The sequence below is a fragment of the Pseudomonas sp. URIL14HWK12:I6 genome (genome assembly GCF_000514195.1).
Lineage (GTDB): Bacteria > Pseudomonadota > Gammaproteobacteria > Pseudomonadales > Pseudomonadaceae > Aquipseudomonas > Aquipseudomonas putida_A.
This window is the reverse complement of the sequence record NZ_AZVL01000018.1, coordinates 126,183-142,086: the sequence shown is the minus strand read 5'-3', so window position 1 is coordinate 142,086 and position 15,904 is coordinate 126,183. Positions and strand designations below refer to the sequence as shown.

The window sequence follows — 15,904 nt, the reverse complement described above, 5'->3', positions numbered from 1 at the left end:
GATCTTATTTTACTGTAAACGTAGCGTTAGCAGAGCGAGATCTGTGACAGCTTGGCCTGAGCTCTAGGTGGACGGTGTAGCAGAGGCCTCAATAGAAGCTTCCTCTTGACGAAAGATTGCTGATGCCTCTGCTCTATAAAGACCGCACTTGATCATTGCATCCACATCGTCGTGCTTACCTAAAAAAGAAGCGCCAAAACCTTCACGTAAAACTTGAGCGAAGCGTGCATCTTCAATCATGGTATCCATATCGCCGGAAATTGTTATTTCTCGTGAGCTCATGTGCTTAATTGCGGATAGAGTAAATGGCTGCAACGGTTCCTCCAATCGATATTCGTGGCGTTGCTTAAGGAGCTCGCTCAATTTAAGAGCGTCGCTCAGCATTTGTTCTGAAATGCCGCGCCTATTGCTTTGCCGAGCCGCAACCAACACATTCGCTTGCATAGATTGAAGGCCCGGTAAGATGAAGTCGCGAAGGATGAAATAGAATTCGAGCTGCCGATTCATTGCCGCATCAGCCGGCTTCCTTAAGCCCTTTATCATTTCACCGGATGCATCAGAGTTGTTGGGAATGCACAGTGCTTTCTGGCTCTCCCTGATATCCTGCTCAAAATAGCCCACCATTTGGTTAGCGATTAATCCCTGCCTGTAGTCTTCTTTCAAGAGATCAAGCAACACGTCCAACTGACTGATGGCTGCGGTGTCAATTTTAAAACTGGCATGTTGCACTTGATGCTCCATGGCGTTTAATGTTCGTTCCACAGGTATCACGCAAAACTGCTGGAAGGAATAGGAGAAGGCGAACGTGCTTTTATCCAACATACCAAGGCAGCTTTCATAGATATCAATCAGTCGGTCATTCAGATTCATATACTCACTGAGGCCTTCAATTGTCGCCTCGTTCACCTGCAATGAGTCCGCCTCGTAAGCAAGATATTTGTGGGCCACGACGAAGCCAATTAAGGCTAAGCAACCCGCTAGTCCGACCCTTAGGATCCATCCCCGAATAAAAATCTTAGGTTTGTACTCAGAGTAGAATGATTCTTGCAGTGAGGCATTCTCGCGGATGATGTTTTCTAATGATCCCCAACCCCAAACTTCCACGGTTCCCTGGCCGGTTAGGGCTCGTTCCTGCGTTAGTTTAAGTGCATGGTTGGTCAGAGAGCGGTCATGCGGGTCGGTTGTGAGAATGAAAAAGCGGTCAATTTTGAAGGGAAAGCTGTTCGTTTCCGATACAGCCTTGTCAACCTGTGCAATTGTTAGCTTTTTGCCAAGGTTGCTGTTTCGGCCTTTACATTGAACGGCGATTAGTGTGCCATCCTTCAGGCGACAAAAGAGGTCAACACCGTCCTGCCGTTGGCCACCACGACCGTACTGGTCGAATCTGCTTGCAAATACACAGCTCATCAGCGCTATTGATAGACGCTCGAACTGTTGCCAGTCTGCGGGTCGATTGTACGTCGCTGCATGTGATGCGGTCATAAATAAATTAACTCCACTGAAGCTATGAAAACTGATGAGGCAGGCTTAAGCCGAGAGTAACTGTGCGCCTGGAGTAGTAATCCCTCTAACGTTTGGCTTTAGCCAGCGTTTCGACCACTTTTTCCAAAAGATCAATCTCACCCTTTTCTAATTTTCTGGCTTCAATAATTTCCGTGGTTTGATTTTTTTCAAGTACGGAGCTTTTGGAGAAGTAGGAGTCGTTTTTTATGAGCTCCATTAGTTTGATGTTTGTGTCTGAGTCTGCGGACAGTCGGAGTAATGCGTTAACCTCTTCTCGCTTCCTTGCAATGGACTCGTAGTAGCGGAATTCATCCATCGCAGACCGATATTGTCGTAGGAAAAAGAACGCAACAAATTCTATGAAAAATAATATGCCGAATTTGGGTGCTAGCAGAAGTAATAAATTACTAGCTTCAGTTGGTATGTTGAGGGTGGCAGTCTGTGTATAAAAGAAAACCAATCCAGAAAATGCAACCAAAACACCTAGTAGCAAGTAGACGCCGGATCGTCCATAAATCCCCTTGGCCAAGCTGCGCGAATTTACAGCGTTAGCGAACAAAAGAGCCGTACCACTCGCATCGGAGGAGTTACTTTTTTCAGGATTGCTTGAATCATTCGAAATATCAGATGATACGATATAGTCTCCGCCGATATTAACTATAGATTGATGTTTCGGATTTTTATTTTTTAAGAGGATCTGAAGTGGAAGGCTTCCAAATATCTGATTAAAAAATACTGGAAAAGCAATCATCAATGTCGTAATTATTAGATCCCAATAGTTGTCTCTAAAGAGGTATCTAACTTCGTCAGGGTCGGCAACTATGAGTAGAGTGAAGCGTAGTGAAAGTATGAATGGAATTATTAGCCAAAGTAATAGCTCAACTGGTTTGGAAACTTGGTATTGCGTTTTTTTATTTTCAAAAGCATGATTCATGTTTTAATTCCAGTTGAGGGTGTGGGGGGAGTAAACGTTTTTTGGTGTGGTCATGTTGTGAGTTTCTGAGGTTGTCTACTAAGGTTTAATTTTTTATCACTGTTTTGTTGAGAGGAGGCTTTTCCGTTTGCTAATGCGCCATTGAATTCATAAACTTAAGAAAGTTAAGCTAGGCGCATGGATGCCTGAGTTAAGTGGTCATTCCCATCTACGATCAGGGAGTCGCGCAGGCATTAGAATTCAGGAGTCAGATATCTATGCATTATTTTGGCTTCCATTGTTGACTAGCAACACGCCATTGAGCAGAAATACACTCCACTCACCCTTAGCTGATGATTGTTTAAGTAGCTCTAGGCCTCTGAGCTTACCTTCTAGTTTTTCCTCTAAGAGGCCTCTGAGAAGCTCAGCTCCCTGTTGTTGCCTTTTTAATGCCTCTATTCGAATACTTTCTTCATGCCGTGTAATATGCTGGTCGGCTGATTCTCTCTGCATCTTGTCGGATGCAGAATCCAATTTTGAGATTGTAGGGGTCAAGCATTCGCGGATCTCGCCGGCTATCTTCACAAGCTGACGGCGAATCCGTGTATAGTTGTTTTCTGAGTAGTTCTCGCTTAGAAGAAGCTCGCATACTTTGGTGGCAGTCATTCTCTCAAATAGCGAAAATACACTGTGGTTGAGGACTTTAAATTTGAAAAAATTTTCAATATTAAATTGTGAATAGTACCCCTGTCCATCTTGGTAGCTACCTGCAGGGTAGTAAAGTTCGTGGCATTGTGGAACTTGTTTAATGAGTGTTTTTAGTTCTTCTCTTTGTTGTACATATAGTTCAAAGCAGTCGTCGGAGTTTTTAATTATTCGAGTTAACTGAATGCCTCGGAGTGTTTCGTCCAAGGCGGCGTCGGGAATGGAGTGGTAACAATCAATGATGACTTCATTGATCCGTTCGAAAATTGCTTGGCGAGTTAGGATTTGGTCGTTTCGGATGTCGGTTACGATATGTGATATATAGGATAGTTCAGCTTTTAGTGACCGGTAGATCATTACATTAAGCATGCTGTGAAGAAGAGGCATGCTCAGCGCGTCGTTGACCTTCTTAAGGCCAGCAACGTCACTGAATTTTCCTTTATTTACGCAGGTGGTTGTCAGGAAACCAGCCAGCTCACCATTTTTTAGAGCTAGTAAATCTTGACTAGAGCCATTTTTGAACATAACTTGATAGAAGTCGTCATGTTGCAGTTTTCCGTAGACTTTGGAAAGGGCTGTAGTTACGGAATCTAAAAGTGCATGATCCGTTAGCTGCACCGGGTGGGGAATAATTTTCTGAAGCTCTGGGTGGTCATTGAATATCGATATGACACTTTGAGGCAAATCGTTCATCAGGCTTCCTTAGCTATGTTGTGTGTCGAATTTATCGGGCCGCGATGCAAATCGTGGTTACGTGTGGAGGCAGGCTGTATTCATATGGTCTACCGTGGTTACAGGGTTCTAAGTCAGAAGCTTTCCATGCTTCTCAAAACGACCTCCTGATGAATCTTAAAGTGACCCACAAGTGATCGTAATTGGCGAGATGCTACCGCCCAAAAGGGCGGCTTTTTTTGCTCTGTCTGGAAATCTAAATTTTTGGCTAACAGCGCTACAGCGACTGAGGTTACTACTCAGATCGCTGCGGCCAATCCATAGGGATCAATGCATTACCAGAGGTACGAGTCCATCGTTCCCTTGTCGCACTCACAAAGCGGGGATCATCAGCGAAGTAGGCGTGTTCGATTAGTAGTACCTGGAGATCCTTTTGGGTCGCCGTTTCTTTAAATAAGAAATTGATGTGCTTGCGCATTGCCATAATCTCTTCGTCTTCACCTGTGATGAAGGTTTCATCTTCACCACGAGTAGGATAGTAGGGGCGGCTTATCTGATCGAAAGCCAGGAAGCCTGGTACTGGCGCTCCTACTTCTTTGAAGAACGATTGCAAGGCAAAAGTGAGGGAAACATGAATCGCTAGACAGTTTTCGTCGGAGCCTAGGTCTATCATTCGCAAGACGGCATTCTGACCCCGTTCAATGACCGCCACTTCGGGTGGGCGTGCATAAAATTCAATGTCTACGTCGAAGCATGGCTCTTTGGTCGGTAGGTCAACGATTGACTTTGTCATTCTCTCCGAGACCTTGCGTTGCGCTCTATCTAAGAGCACCTTCCTGGCAGCATGGTCGACCTTCGCTTCCAGCTCCTCGATCTGAGTACGCAACACATCAAGGCTAACAGCCGCAGTCCGTTGAGCAGGGCTGAGCTCAAGAAAGAGTGAAATTTTTCCTAGCAGGTTCGCACGGTAAGTCGAAGCCGACTCAAACCTTTTGTTTTCTTCGTTTTGCCGCACCCATGTTGCAATCCTCTCATTCACCGCCTTGAGATCGAGATTGATGTCTCTGAGTTCGTCATGAAGCACTTGGTCGTGCTCCACAAGTCGGGGCTTTACGCTTTCGACAGCAACACTTTCTGAGCGGATGATCTGAAGGGTGGCCTGCAAAGCACCTGCAATTAACCTACCCTTCTGGGAAGGCGCATCGCATACCGGACACACTTCACCTATCTTACTAATGTGTTCTGAAAGCTCCAGCTTTTCGTACTGGCGCTGTACTGTGCCTCTAAAGTCTTCCATTTCTGTTAGCACGGTTTGAGTTGCACGCACTTTGCGACGTTGATTGTCCAACAGGCTCAGTAGCTTCCTTCGCTCAGCGTATAAGGCTGGCAGCTCACTTTCGTCAGGATTGACCGAGCGACTTGCAGGGCTTCTTCGAGCTGCATCAAGGGCGGCTTTAAGACCCTCTTCCGTAATTTGCCTGTCCGGGAGAACACTGATCATGCCGCATCGCTGAGCGTCCATCAAAAGCCGCATCGCCACTGTCCTGAACTCACTGTCGGACGCTTTCTGGGTGCGCTGACGGCGCTCTTCCCGATCATATCGTTGGCGCAGTTCACGGAGCTTTCGTTCATGAATCACGGACTCTTCGTCCACAACCCTAAGAAAATAGGGCATCGTTTCAATGATCCCTTTCGCTTCGTCTGCCTGATCTAATCCGTGGAGTAGGGCCTTCTCGTTGTTGATGACTTCTTTGGTCACAAACATATAGGCTGTGGCGTGGCGCACTGACGCACGCCAGCGCTGCACGCCAGCTTCACGCGAGTCTCCGGCAAGATCTCCAATCCCAAAGGCGCGCTCTATGAGTGCCTTCGCTGACTTGAGGGTAGTAGCACCTTCGAACTCACTTATAGTCCGAGGCAGTGGCAGATCTCTGCCGGTGCTAACAAACATGCTTCCGCTACTCTTCTGAGCGAGTGGTGGAACAATGCGGCCCGTGATCATTTCACCACAATCGGAAATCCATTTGACTCCAACAGCGATGCTGTGACGACGTACATACGCTGCGAGCTCGCATTCGCTCGATCCCAGGCAGTAATCGATGGCCTTGATGAGCGTAGATTTTCCAGTACCAGAGGCGCCGGTGATGATGTTTACACCTGGCTCTAGGGTGATTGTTCTCAGTCGACCTTCTTCCCCAAGGAAAAAGATGCTCGCGATGTTCCAGCGACTCATACAGTCAACCCCATCATGTTGAGTGTCGTGCGGGTGCTCCCCGCCATTGCCATCCAATGTCCCAATGACCTGGCACGTTTGAAGGCATTCAGATTAGGAGAGCCAAGCCGATTGATCGCGCTCTTGTTCGTGGATTTCGGCCCTGTCGACACAAGGCCTTGTTCATTGATAGTCAGGAGCTTCGAAAAACAGCCGAACTGGATTGCTTCGGTAACGATTTCTGCCGAGTTATCGATGCGTTCACGGAGATCAATCTGGACGACCGGATTTCTTTGTAGCCACTCGAGAAGCCCGGTCAGGCGGTTCGTCCCGGAGAACGTTTTTTCCAGATCGCCTGATAGTGCAATGGGCAGTGCTGCATAGCAGAGCAACATCTCTGGGCCGCTGGACTTCTCCTGCTCGTAGGCCGATGCGAATGTTGCAAGGATGTAGGAGCAGAACGCAGGATTCGTTTCAGCATAGAGGTCGTGAGCGACTATCAAGACTCATCCTCCAGAAGATCTATATAGTCAGGATGCCAGCCTACTCGACGGTCTATCGAAAGGGTTTGGTAGGTGCCTCGGATATAGAAATGGCGGCTTGGTGTAGAGATGGGTTCCACATTCTTTGGAGCTTCGTCATATGTCCATCTCAGGAGCTTAAGGCCACTTTCTCGCTTAGTCGCTTCGTCTTGATTCTCGCAGTCCAACACCATTTGCTCATGCAAGTCAGACCAGTGTTCGATCAATCGGGAGTCGTATCTGGCGACCTTGAGCTTCATACCGGGATTATCGGAAACCCAGCTAGATCGTTGCTCATGGGATCGCCATTGATCTCGGGTGGAACGTTTCAAGTCAACTTTGCTGCCGTTTACCAAGGAAATCTGCCGCTCAAGGATGCGGTGAGGCAAATGGCCTGGGGGGAACATCGCGTCCTCAAACTCCCAAGACAAGTTGTCCTCTACCAAGTCGCTTTCGATTTCGATCAACATTTGCTGCAGCTCTGTAAACGAGATCGCTCGGTCTCTCATACCGCACAGAGAATGTACTATCTGAAGGCCCCACCACTCGACGAGTCTCTTTACGACACGAGGGCGGTACTCAACAGGTGTAAATTTCAGCTGTTGCCCTATCAAATATTCGATCTTGGTAATATCCGGGCTGTTCGGGAAGATCTCGATTTGATTAAGCAGATTGGAACGAGCCGAATCACTTAACGCCAAGAATGCCTCACATCCTGGCGCGCGATCTGCAAAGGGGAGGATTTTTTTACTGGACGTAGTACGTAGGTCAACGACTCGTTTTGCCTCCTCAATCATCGCCATGAGAAGCGGACGCCTATCAGTGTTTTGTTCACACAATGAAAGCAACGGAGATCCGCTTGGTATCGCTCCAACGGCGATCAAATGGAATTTGGTCGATGCGAGAGAAACATTCGGTAGCGTATCGATCCACACCTTGATCGTCTTCCACAACGCTGTTGAGCTCAGTGAGACGGGGGGTGGCCGTTTAGAGAGAGAATGCTTAAGTTGAATAAGCAGGTGCTCGCCCTTCACTTCCAGTAGCACGTCATCGAGTCGTTCGACGGAAACTGCTGACTCATCCGTGGAATGTCGTAACAGCGACAGCAAGGCGTAGTGGGCTTGGTAGTAAAAGCCTAATGCGGAAGCGCCGGCTTCGTGCCCCGTTGAACCACTTGATAAATCGGCCACCATTCCTTGGCTCCTGTTGTATTCAGTGAAGTCGTTACAGACTTACGCATCGTATGGTAACAGAATGCCACTATTTTGGGGCCGAAGGGACAGAACGTTGCTTGCATGCAGAGTGAAGCCTTCCGGAACTCTAAGTACCTTATAAGCACAAACAAGCTTATAGCTCACGTTTCTAGCTAGTGCCTGCAACGTGAAGAGTTTGTCCTGCTTACCGCAGCGCTATAAATGGCAGGAATATGGACGGCCCTCAGCACACCATCAGCGCGAGTACAGCTCGCCGCTACGATGATGGGCCCTGACAAAAATCGAGACTGGAAAATATTTGTTGAAGCTGTCTTACTATTTAGAATCAGATAGCCATCATCGATAAGGATTTCTCAAATGGCTCGAATTCAAAGAACCAAGCCGACTCTTGACGCCGCGAAATTGCGCGAAAACGCCCTCACATCAATTCGTCTTGGCATGGAAGACTTCGAACGCAGCCAAGGTGGTGAGAATCCCGACCCGGCCAGAGCGCTTTCTTCGATCCGGAACCTCTTTGCTGGGGTTCTGCTGCTTTTCAAGTACAAAATTGCAAGCAGCGTTGATGAGCCAGCCGATGCGGCTGCCCTGATATTTAACCCTCCAGAAATTCTGCCAAGCCCAGACGGCGACGGTGGAGTCACTTGGCAGCCTGTCGGGCGCTTCAGGGACACAACCATCGATGTGGCAACGATCAAAAAGCGTTTTGATGCTTTTGATATCGAGATCGATTGGGAAGTCATCTACAAGCTTCAGTCGTGCCGCAATCACCTGGAGCACCTTCATCCAGCCCATACCTTGGGCGAAGTCGCCGATTTTGTGGCGGAATTATTTCCGATACTTCGAGACTTCATTCGCGATGAGCTTGAGGAAGAACCTGCTGCCATTCTGGGTCAAGCCTGGCAAATCATGCTGCTCCATCACGACTTCGTCGCGGAAATCAAAGAGGAGTGCGACGAGGCCTGGGCGGAAGCTGGAGTTCCTGATGGAATGTACGAGTGGCTGGAGAAATGTAAATGCTCTGAATGCGCTTCCACACTCCTGAAGCCGGATCAGGAGAACATCGATGCTGGTGAGACCGTCGAGTCCGATGACACGCGTTTTTCCGCGATGTGCGTCACGTGCGGCCATCGAGAGCTGATTGCGCCGTTGTTACTGGAAGCACTAGGTAAAGCGCACAGCTATGATCCACGTGATGGCGAAGAACCCACTCTGGAGCGTTGTATCGAGTGTGACCGGGAAGCTTTCGTTGTCGAGCATCAAGCTTGCCTGTGGTGCGCTAGCGAACTGGATTACACCGAATGCGAAGACTGCGGTGAGGCACTAGGACAAGAAGATCAAGATAACGATGGTCGGTGCTCCTATCACGCTTATGCGTATGAAAAATTCATGCGTGAAGATTGATCCTCTCGAAACCTAAAGTACCTCGCCCTTACGCAGTGAGCTGAGATTTCGACAACGATATGGATTATTCAATGCCGACCAAATACTACGTACTGGACATTTCCAAGCTTGAGGTGGGAGACATTCTTCTAACAAGTGTGGGGGCAATTCCCAGTGTCGGTATTCGTAAACTGATCAAAAGTGATTACTCTCATGCCATGCTTTACGTGGGGGGAGGGAGTTATATTCACTCTGACTTAACGGGTGTCCATGCCGACAACCTTCAGCGCCTTTTGCTGGATTCGCCTTGCCGTGCGACCGTGTTGCGAGTAGAGCGGCTGAATCGAAGTAGTATCGTGAGCGAGGTCGTCACGTATGCTCGCCGCAAGGTCGGAACGCAGTATTCCAAGCGAGAGGCTGCTGGAGTTATTGTAAAAAAGCTGAGGAGTGATCTAAAAAACCGACAGTTCTGTTCACGCCTTGTGGCCCTGGCCTTTGCTGAGGCCGCTTTCCCTTTGGTGGCCGACGCCAACTACTGTACGCCTCAGGATATTTTTGAGTCTTCTGTACTCATCGAGGTACCTGAGTGTGTGCGGGAGGCGTCACCAAGCGAAGTCGAATTTGCCAATAGCTTCAATCCACTTGAAGTACAACGACGTGGCACCAATCAGTTCCTCGAGGATGTACGGAAAATTTCCGGGTTGGACATCCAGATGCATGAACAGGTCGCGCAGTGTGTAGTGGATCATCCAGAGTACGACGCCGCCATTTCGGAAGCTTTACAGCGCTCAGGCTATCTTGATTTCTGGAGGTTGGATGTTTCTATCAACCCATGGCGCTATAGCTCTGAAAGCTTTCTGAATCTGGATATCCCCACTGATAAGGTGGTCGAATCCGCTCGATATGAAGTTGGTAGTGCAAAAGAGGCGATTAAACGATTTTCTTTTTGCCATTCACAATATCATGAACTCAATGGGCGGTTCCCGCGCCGTTACTTTCAGCTTGAGCATGAACTCTACACGCTACTGGTTGAACTCCATACGAAGAGGATGGAGTCGGCCCAGTTGGTTATCCGCACACTCGAAGGGAAAGGTTTGTAAGAAAATTTAGCTCGCGCCCATCAAGACTTTTGCAGTCTGGTCGGGTTGCCAGCAGAGAGGGAGGCACAATCATTAGAGAGTCGTGAGCCTGGTTGATCAAGGTTGAGTGTTCCTCGTGCGCGAATTTGGTGTGTCGAATACTGAGAGTGACAGACGGAAGTGGAGGACGCGGCGTGCAGGATGGATGCCTGAAGGGTGCGAAACGCAGGTTTGCCAGGGCTCGGCTCACGAGAGCTACTCCCCGCAAAGGGCACGCACCAAACCGCTCCCGCGTGAACAGCTGAGTCAGGCACCGAGCCAGTTGCCCCTTCGCCACCGCTATCTCTTCACCAGATCTTTGTATCGTTTTCGTGACTCTAGGATCTGATCCCTGAGCTCTTCAGGATCAATCCTCATGCCACCGCGAGGCGTTACCTGGAGCGATTTCAGACTGTTCGCAGCCTTGATGAATTCCCGTTCCTCTGCCTGAACCCACTCGGGCCGCTTGTCTTTCCAAAATAGCCAACCCATTTGCCCGGCCTCATCTTTGATCGGATGCTCAGCAGTATGTGGGAGCGTTAGCCAATGTCCAAGCAAGAAGGTGAGTCGGCTCGCTCTGCAAGCGGAGCGCGCAGACCATGATGGTCGAAGAGCGTAAGGATGGAAGCCCGAAGGGCCGAAACCCGGCGTAGCGGGGCTCGGTTTACGACAGCCGATCCCGAAGGGATACGCCCGACCGCCTTGATTAAAAGGTTACCGAACAGCTCGTTGATCAAATGACCGAGGCACTACACCCAGCGCGCAAAGATCGTATGTCCTGCGCAATGCCTCCTCGTCACCAGACGACACCCTGACATGGGTAAAGATCGTCGACAGAAAGCGTTTCCTTTCACCGTTGCCGAGCTCAGACCAAATCCTTGGCTGTCCTTGTGCATCAGGGATCGCCAGCCGGTCGAGGAGATACTCTTCCAGGCTGTGCAGACGTTGCTGACCATCGACCAGAACCTCGCTGTTCTCCGCCAATGCCCTGCCAGTGCTCGCCGGCTCGCTCCAATCGTTTGTAAGGTAGCTTCCCAAGTCTCCCCCTGACCAAACAGCGCTAATAAAACGTGCCTGCTGGCCTACGTTCCACTCCAATCCGCGCGCCCAAGTGGGTACGGGCATACCCATGACAAATCGTCCAGCCCATGGAAACCTATCGTGAGCGGAGGAGGAGTCAACCAGATACATTTCCCAGTGGCCTACCAGAACATCAATTGGGTAATGACTGACGGTTGTAGCCAGAGCCCGCTGCGGCATCTGGATGCGTAATTCAGACGGTTCGTCGTCGGCATAGCGTTGGAAAATAGAAGTCATGGTACTCACTGGTGGCTACAAATAGGTGGAGGTGCTGGAGCCAACACGGGCGCATCGCCAAGCGTCGACAGTCTCGATGATCAACACATCTCGTTCGATGGAGATGTCGATCTGGTCGCTGTCGACCAGCGCATGTGCGTAGCCCTCTACATATGCTGCTGCTTTATCAAATGCAGAAAGGGTTTCTGAATACTTGATGACGCTGATCAGACGTTGCCAGGCACTGTGCTGGCGTTTGCCCAGGGTCGTCTTGGGAAACGGAATGGCGGCACTCAAACGCTGTGCGTAATCATCGGTTGGTGGGATCAAAGCGGTTCGCTCAACGGGAGTACATACCTATGACAAACGGTTGGTTTTGGAAAACCTTGAGCATGAAGTGATTTTTTTTGGGAGATACAGGTTTGCCCAAGTGCGGCAGCTTGGACTGATGCGTTGAAGGACTGTCACATCAGGCAAGCGGAGCGCGCAGGCACGAAGATGGAAGCCCGGAGGGGCAAGATAGCCATTGAAAATGGCTGGCTTGATTCACGACAGCTGGCCCGAAGGGCGGGCCAAACGCCAGTCTGCAGGAATAAGCCTTCTGACTGAATTTTGCATGCAGTCAGCTTTACTCAAACACCTTATTCCAGTCCCGTTTATTGAGCTCGCTGCATGCGTCTGGTGCGCCACCGAATACACGTCCAGATACCTTCGCCATGGTGGCCTCAGTCGTGTATTGAATTGGAGTCCCATCCTCGCCAATCAGCACCCCCTTGGCACCACTCAGCAGCGCATGACCAGCCACTACATCATGAGCGCTAACAGGGTAAAGCGAGATACCACAAACCCCGTCTCCTGCAGCAACTTTAGCGAGGCGATATGCAATGGATGGCATGGCGTAAAACTCTGCCGGCGCGCACAGCAGGTTATTGATATCGGGCTTGTCAGCAGCTGCAGCGCTAACCATCACGGTGGACGTCTCGGAAAGTTTTTGATCAGAGAGGTCGACGACGATGCGATTGTTATTTCTGAGCAGATGATCCATACCCTTTGCCCAGGCAATGCAGTCAGAGGCGCCGGACGGCGTAACAGGCGCGTGTACTACCCCAAGCACCGGTTTGCCGTCATGGAGCAACCCAACAGATATGGCAGAACCTGCGAGGCCTCTCAAGAAATCACTGGTGCCATCGTTAGGGTCGACGACCCAACAGAATGGATATCCAGTAAGAACATGGCCTGTTTCCTCGCCCCACCAATCGCAATCCACGAGGGCCAGCAGTTCGGCCCGGAGCAGAACCTCAATCTCTACATCAATCTCTGCTTTGTCTCCTGACCCTCTCCGGCCGCCTGGACGTACACATTCCTGTGCCAATAAAACACCCACTCGCTCTACGGATTCGATCACTTGGTGGAGAATGTGCTGCAGCCATTGATTAGTCATGGGGATCTTTCGAGTTAATTAACAGGGGGAGCTGAGACCTCTAGACGAGCGTACACCTACCTTCTAGTCGGAGCTGCGATTCAAGCCATAGATCGAGGTCGAAATTGCGCATTACTAGGCCTACTGGGGCTTTCCATAGGAGTGCTACAACACCTAGCCGTGTGTGCCGTCGGCTCACGACAATACGGCAAGATGAGGCGTCTAGTCAGCGAAGCAGAATTCGACTTGCTGGGAGTTGCGCATTGAGCGATTACTTGATGGCTGAATTGAAGGACGTGGCATCGGAAACTTATCACCTGTCGAAATCATCAGTTTTTTGAGAACGCCCTCTTGGGCTAGATTTGCCAACTCCTCTTGGGTACGAAGGAGCAGATCGCCAACGGACTGTCCAGACTCGGCGCAAAGCGTAACTGTCACCAGTGTCAGAGGGTTCAACCTGAGTGGGCCACTCAAAGCCGTGATCATCTCTAACGTGGGGCTCGACTGGGCACGCTCCAATTTTGAGACATATGTTCGACTGCTGACTTCGGCGAGATTTCTTTGAGTCAGTCCTTTGCCCGCGCGCATCGCTTTAAGCACGGCAGCAAACGCAATTTTGAGCGTCATAAACACGTTCCTGATGAGCCAGTCCTATTTGGCGTGGTTATGCTTCTTCGAGCTGTAGAAACTATAATATGTATGGTCGATAAGAATTAAGGTTTACTTCGGTGTAACTAAATCTTAAGTGGTTCATTAGCTTTGTATAGCTTTGAATAAAGCTATCTCTTTTCTCGCAAATTTCACTTTGTATATCAAGCGATTCTTTGTAAGGGTAAAGATCCCCTTTGTTGAATAGTATGGTAAGTGTGTTTCCGCGTTGGATTGTGTCTTTGTAGACCGAGATTAGATGCTTTTTCTCATTCTCAAAGTTTGATTTGAGAAGCCAGGACAGTTCTCGATACGTTTTTTCAAAGTCGGAAAAATTAAACTCTAAAATTTCATCGTAGAACGGGCGTGCATCTGGCAGGTCAATAGGGAACCCATCTAACACTGACCCGACCTCAAAAAGGTCAGAATTAAAGCTGTCAGGTAGGCTTTCGCAGTAGCCACGAATTCGAGTGAAGGCTAAGTTCTCCATCAGCAGACTTAGCGAGCTTATGTCACGACTACGTCGGTTGTCAGCGGCTAACGAGTTCTCAACAAATTTTTCAAGTTCGATCTTCTTGCGGTGTAACCAGTCAGGGGGAAACCGCAGGGGGTTGTCATCTACAGACTTGTGGTGATTAGGGCAAAGTAGTATCAGGTTGTCGTAGTCATCGATGTTCCCGCTAAAGCCATCCTCACCACGAGGCCCTTTCTTGCTTTGAGCAATTATGTGGGCTGCTTCTGAAATATTTTTGTTATCAATGTCAATATCGCATACCTGCTTCTTGAATACACTTTCAAAGCCCGGGCACATAGCACATCGCCCTGCAGCTCTGGCATACAGCTCCTTAAGAGCTTTTGGCTTAACTGCCATTTCTTGAGTCCTTGCAAAAATCGGTAGACGAATGAGTGTAAATGCATATTTCCGCTTGCGGCAACTTGCTCGAGCGCGATGAGAGAAATGTGACTACGTATAACACGTAAAAAAGTGCGATTTCGCCGCCTTTTGTGCATCTTTCTGTCACCGCGAGTGTGCTAGCTTAAGTGCGAATCTGCAGTGTTGGTCGCCTGGCTCGGCGGCGAGGTCAGCAGATTACACCACAGTTACCAAGGAGGGATGCATGAACTTTGAGTACACCGGATTTCGAGAGATTTTCAACTTTGAGCACCACCTCAACTCTGAGGGGGAGTTTGTCATAGGCCCCTACCGAATCACTGTGAGCAAGGAGCTTATTGGTGGGGATTTTGCTCGGTCATCACGACTCGTCTTTGGTGGTGCCTTCGATTCTTCCGGGTTCAGGAACACCGTCACTGAGGAACCCTCCAGCTTTGGCACTTGGAACGTAACGGCGGCTGTAGCGGAGCACGAGGGGCTAGATCAGGCCTCCGTGCTTTTGCCCGGCAATCCATGGGTGAATGGAGCCTACGACCTATCGGTCATTCTCTCGCTTCTCACTGGTCGCCATGTGTTGGTTGGCAATGCTGCCAGGCCGTACATGCCGGTTTCAGCAGGGCAGGCCGTCACCAGCCAAAACTTCTTCCGTACCCACCCAGTGATCGATTGGGCGCTGCTTCCAGTTCTGCAAGAAGCAGGTGCTGGAGAAGCGATGGAAGCAGTGATGCTCGCAATGACGAATAGCAATGCAGGCGTGAAAATTGCGATGGGATCGGCTGCGCTCGATGGGCTGAACTCCCACTGGTACAGCGCCTCGGGCTCCAACCGCTATACGAAGGACGTAAAAACGGAGGTCAAGGTCGCGGCACAGGCATTTAAGGAGTATCTGGAAAAAGCCGGTGTGAGCCAGGATCTCATTGATGACATCATGCCGCGACTGTCAAACGTTGCGAATGAGTCGGCGCTTGCCAAGCTCGCAGCCTTCTTGAAGGCCGGTGGCATGTATCCGGAAAATCCAGATGAGGGCGCGCCTAAGCGTCTCAAATGGCTGAATGTCCTTCGTAATTCCGTAGCGCATTCAGGCTCGATCAGGTTGGACATCGCAGAAAGTCCTGAGGCGTCCTTCCGGGTAGCCGGCGCTGTCGCACTGCTGCTCCAAGACATCTGCCGGGTTTACATCGCGAAGTACCTGCTCAAGATTGAAGATCAAGGTGTTGATAAAGCGCAACAGGCCGTGATGAGCTTCTTTCTGAACGGGACGTACCACGGTCAAGATATCCTTGCCGAAGACTACGAGACCTTCAGGCAACGACTGATCGACCACTATGAAGAATTTGGCAATCTCGACCTTTAATGACAGGCTTGAGCGGAGAGGGCGAAGTGCTCTCTCCATGCATTGGTAGCGCTAGT

General features: G+C 49.7%; 14 protein-coding genes. 3 read left to right on the top strand and 11 right to left on the bottom strand.

Annotation, left to right across the window (positions count from 1 at the left end):
* Window positions 1–63 precede the first annotated feature (63 nt).
* From H043_RS0120910 to H043_RS0120885, 6 genes are all read right to left on the bottom strand, one after another.
* Window positions 64–1,482, bottom strand: coding sequence for a hypothetical protein (locus tag H043_RS0120910; RefSeq protein WP_027613477.1), 1,419 nt, complete (start codon window positions 1,480–1,482; stop codon window positions 64–66).
* Window positions 1,483–1,567: 85 nt separating this feature from the next.
* A complete protein-coding gene (locus H043_RS29240; RefSeq protein ID WP_049827927.1) occupies window positions 1,568–2,437 on the bottom strand; it encodes a hypothetical protein in 870 nt (289 codons plus the stop codon).
* A 255-nt stretch (window positions 2,438–2,692) separates the two neighbouring features.
* Window positions 2,693–3,814, bottom strand: a complete 1,122-nt coding sequence (locus tag H043_RS0120900) for a hypothetical protein (RefSeq protein WP_027613476.1) — start codon at window positions 3,812–3,814, stop codon at window positions 2,693–2,695.
* A gap of 274 nt (window positions 3,815–4,088) precedes the next feature.
* Window positions 4,089–6,026: a DUF3732 domain-containing protein gene (locus H043_RS0120895; protein WP_027613475.1), complete on the bottom strand. Its 1,938-nt coding sequence runs from the start codon at window positions 6,024–6,026 to the stop codon at window positions 4,089–4,091.
* Window positions 6,023–6,508 carry a three component ABC system middle component gene (locus H043_RS0120890; RefSeq protein WP_027613474.1) on the bottom strand — a complete coding sequence of 162 codons (486 nt, stop codon included), beginning with the start codon at window positions 6,506–6,508 and terminating at the stop codon, window positions 6,023–6,025. Before H043_RS0120890 ends, H043_RS0120895 begins: the two co-directional genes overlap by 4 nt.
* On the bottom strand, window positions 6,505–7,719 hold the full coding sequence (locus H043_RS0120885; RefSeq protein ID WP_027613473.1) for an ABC-three component system protein: 1,215 nt from the start codon (window positions 7,717–7,719) through the stop codon (window positions 6,505–6,507). The genes H043_RS0120890 and H043_RS0120885 overlap by 4 nt, the downstream gene beginning before the upstream one ends.
* 378 nt (window positions 7,720–8,097) lie before the next feature.
* Here H043_RS0120885 and H043_RS0120880 point away from each other — a divergent pair, with 378 nt between their 5' ends.
* Both H043_RS0120880 and H043_RS0120875 read left to right on the top strand, forming a co-directional pair.
* The gene (locus tag H043_RS0120880) at window positions 8,098–9,141 is read left to right on the top strand and encodes a hypothetical protein (RefSeq protein ID WP_027613472.1); all 1,044 of its coding nucleotides are present in this window, start codon (window positions 8,098–8,100) and stop codon (window positions 9,139–9,141) included.
* A 71-nt stretch (window positions 9,142–9,212) separates the two neighbouring features.
* Entirely contained in the window at window positions 9,213–10,220 is a 1,008-nt protein-coding gene (locus H043_RS0120875) for a YiiX/YebB-like N1pC/P60 family cysteine hydrolase (protein WP_049827926.1), read from the top strand.
* A 732-nt stretch (window positions 10,221–10,952) separates the two neighbouring features.
* On the opposite strand, the gene H043_RS0120865 is transcribed toward H043_RS0120875, so the two are convergent.
* The 5 genes from H043_RS0120865 to H043_RS0120845 all read right to left on the bottom strand — a co-directional run bounded on the left by H043_RS0120865 (window position 10,953) and on the right by H043_RS0120845 (window position 14,473).
* A complete protein-coding gene (locus tag H043_RS0120865; protein ID WP_027613469.1) occupies window positions 10,953–11,555 on the bottom strand; it encodes a hypothetical protein in 603 nt (200 codons plus the stop codon).
* A gap of 15 nt (window positions 11,556–11,570) precedes the next feature.
* The gene (locus H043_RS0120860; RefSeq protein WP_027613468.1) at window positions 11,571–11,864 is read right to left on the bottom strand and encodes a hypothetical protein; all 294 of its coding nucleotides are present in this window, start codon (window positions 11,862–11,864) and stop codon (window positions 11,571–11,573) included.
* A gap of 298 nt (window positions 11,865–12,162) precedes the next feature.
* Entirely contained in the window at window positions 12,163–12,975 is an 813-nt protein-coding gene (locus H043_RS29905; protein WP_081730258.1) for an inositol monophosphatase family protein, read from the bottom strand.
* A gap of 201 nt (window positions 12,976–13,176) precedes the next feature.
* Window positions 13,177–13,581: a helix-turn-helix domain-containing protein gene (locus H043_RS0120850; RefSeq protein ID WP_027613466.1), complete on the bottom strand. Its 405-nt coding sequence runs from the start codon at window positions 13,579–13,581 to the stop codon at window positions 13,177–13,179.
* Between the two features lie 61 nt (window positions 13,582–13,642).
* Window positions 13,643–14,473, bottom strand: coding sequence for an HNH endonuclease signature motif containing protein (locus tag H043_RS0120845; protein WP_027613465.1), 831 nt, complete (start codon window positions 14,471–14,473; stop codon window positions 13,643–13,645).
* A gap of 247 nt (window positions 14,474–14,720) precedes the next feature.
* Here H043_RS0120845 and H043_RS0120840 point away from each other — a divergent pair, with 247 nt between their 5' ends.
* A complete protein-coding gene (locus H043_RS0120840) occupies window positions 14,721–15,848 on the top strand; it encodes a hypothetical protein (protein WP_027613464.1) in 1,128 nt (375 codons plus the stop codon).
* Window positions 15,849–15,904 lie beyond the last annotated feature (56 nt).

Coding starts and splice junctions, on each gene's coding strand:
- H043_RS0120910 (WP_027613477.1), bottom strand. CDS start 1,482: ATGACCGCATCACATGCAGCGACGTACAATCGACCCGCAGACTGGCAA.
- H043_RS29240 (WP_049827927.1), bottom strand. CDS start 2,437: ATGAATCATGCTTTTGAAAATAAAAAAACGCAATACCAAGTTTCCAAA.
- H043_RS0120900 (WP_027613476.1), bottom strand. CDS start 3,814: ATGAACGATTTGCCTCAAAGTGTCATATCGATATTCAATGACCACCCA.
- H043_RS0120895 (WP_027613475.1), bottom strand. CDS start 6,026: ATGAGTCGCTGGAACATCGCGAGCATCTTTTTCCTTGGGGAAGAAGGT.
- H043_RS0120885 (WP_027613473.1), bottom strand. CDS start 7,719: ATGGTGGCCGATTTATCAAGTGGTTCAACGGGGCACGAAGCCGGCGCT.
- H043_RS0120880 (WP_027613472.1), top strand. CDS start 8,098: ATGGCTCGAATTCAAAGAACCAAGCCGACTCTTGACGCCGCGAAATTG.
- H043_RS0120875 (WP_049827926.1), top strand. CDS start 9,213: ATGCCGACCAAATACTACGTACTGGACATTTCCAAGCTTGAGGTGGGA.
- H043_RS0120865 (WP_027613469.1), bottom strand. CDS start 11,555: ATGACTTCTATTTTCCAACGCTATGCCGACGACGAACCGTCTGAATTA.
- H043_RS29905 (WP_081730258.1), bottom strand. CDS start 12,975: ATGACTAATCAATGGCTGCAGCACATTCTCCACCAAGTGATCGAATCC.
- H043_RS0120850 (WP_027613466.1), bottom strand. CDS start 13,581: ATGACGCTCAAAATTGCGTTTGCTGCCGTGCTTAAAGCGATGCGCGCG.
- H043_RS0120845 (WP_027613465.1), bottom strand. CDS start 14,473: ATGGCAGTTAAGCCAAAAGCTCTTAAGGAGCTGTATGCCAGAGCTGCA.
- H043_RS0120840 (WP_027613464.1), top strand. CDS start 14,721: ATGAACTTTGAGTACACCGGATTTCGAGAGATTTTCAACTTTGAGCAC.